Origin of the sequence: Bartonella florencae (genome assembly GCF_000312525.1) — a bacterium.
GTDB classification, from domain to species: domain Bacteria; phylum Pseudomonadota; class Alphaproteobacteria; order Rhizobiales; family Rhizobiaceae; genus Bartonella; species Bartonella florencae.
In genome coordinates this window covers 574232-575749 of the sequence record NZ_HE997452.1, presented here as the reverse complement: position 1 = coordinate 575749, position 1518 = coordinate 574232, and the positions used below count along the sequence as shown (strand labels likewise).

Sequence of the window (1518 nt, the reverse complement as noted above, 5' to 3'; positions counted from 1 at the left end):
CTGCATGGATTATGTATTCTTAAAAACACCCTACGCGCGCTGTGAATTTGAAACAATCTATACTTAAATTAAAAAGTGCCACTCCAAATGCGCAAAGCTCTGTTCTTGTTTTTTTCCTCACAAAAGACAGAAATTCTTTCCCATCTGCTCTGTAAACAGCTCAATTATCTCATAGCTTTCCCCTTGGCGCATAGGGCGCTGTTTCACAAGCTTTCAAAGCAATCCCTCACCCTCAAAGACAGTAGCAAATACCTATAACCTCACCAGCAACTGGTTTTAAGACAATGGGAGCAATTTTTAACTTCTGAGAGAGAGACAAAAAAAATAAATATCTCTTTTTTATACAAAATTTTGATAAAAACGGGGCATGTGAAAGAACAGCAACAATATTTTATTTTGAAGTTACCATAAATTTGAAAATTTTTCTGTTTTTTGCAAGATTTTTTATTTTTTGCCATCATAAAATCCATTATATTTTACACATATTGAAAATAACGCATGCTTTTACATGAATGGACCAGCATCTTGAAAAGCAAAAGCCTTCAAATTTCTGTAACTCTTCTGTCTGTAAAGTCTGTTGCCTACCTTCAATCTTCTTTGAAAAACTGTTACTCTATGATCAAGAGACTTTGCAAAGGGAAGAGAAACTCTTAAAAGAATGACGAATCGCCTTAAACACTTGAACTTGAACCGTTGAAAAGGATGTAAAATGACGAAACAATTCTGTGATGTAGCGATTTTAATGGGCAGCCAATCGGATTGGCAAACGATGCAGCATAGTGCGGAAATTTTAACGAGTCTTGGTATTTCTCATACTTCGTATATTGTTTCGGCACACCGCACGCCTGAACGCCTTTACCAATTTGCCAAAGGAGCAAAAGCAGCAGGTTTTAAAATTTTGATTGCCGGTGCAGGAGGTGCAGCGCATCTTCCTGGTATGCTTGCCGCCCTTACTCCTCTTCCTGTTTTTGGCGTTCCAGTGCACTCACACTCTTTATCGGGTCAAGATTCTCTGCTTTCCATTGTACAAATGCCAGCGGGAATACCGGTTGGCACATTAGCAATAGGCAAAGCAGGTGCCATTAACGCAGCGCTTTTAGCGGCAGCGGTAATGGCGGTTTACGATGACAACCTCGCACAACGGTTACAAGATTGGCGCCAAAAACAAACGGAAAGTGTTGCGCAAACTCCGGTAACTGAGGTTTAAAATGACAAAACTTTCCGATACATCTGCATCCAACTCCTCTATACTCAGTACCCTCAGCACCTTCGCCCTCAAAACACCCACACCCAGTGCACCCAGCACACACGCATCCACCACCAACATATTCGCGCCCAATACCTCCACAGATATGCAAACAGCCCACAACGCTGCTGCCACAATCCATACCACCAATACGCAGAACCAAAATCACACCCTAGCATCAGGTGGACAAAACGCCCCCACACCCAGTGCACCCAGCACACACGCATCCACCAACAACATATTCGCGCCCAACACCTCCACAGATATGCAAA

General features: G+C 42.2%; 1 protein-coding gene. It reads left to right on the top strand.

Annotation, left to right across the window (positions count from 1 at the left end; translation table 11 throughout):
* Window positions 1–709 precede the first annotated feature (709 nt).
* On the top strand, window positions 710–1207 hold the full coding sequence (purE, locus tag BN202_RS05320; protein ID WP_019219568.1) for a 5-(carboxyamino)imidazole ribonucleotide mutase: 498 nt from the start codon (window positions 710–712) through the stop codon (window positions 1205–1207).
* The last annotated feature ends 311 nt before the right edge of the window (window positions 1208–1518 follow it).

Coding starts and splice junctions, on each gene's coding strand:
- purE (WP_019219568.1), top strand. CDS start 710: ATGACGAAACAATTCTGTGATGTAGCGATTTTAATGGGCAGCCAATCG.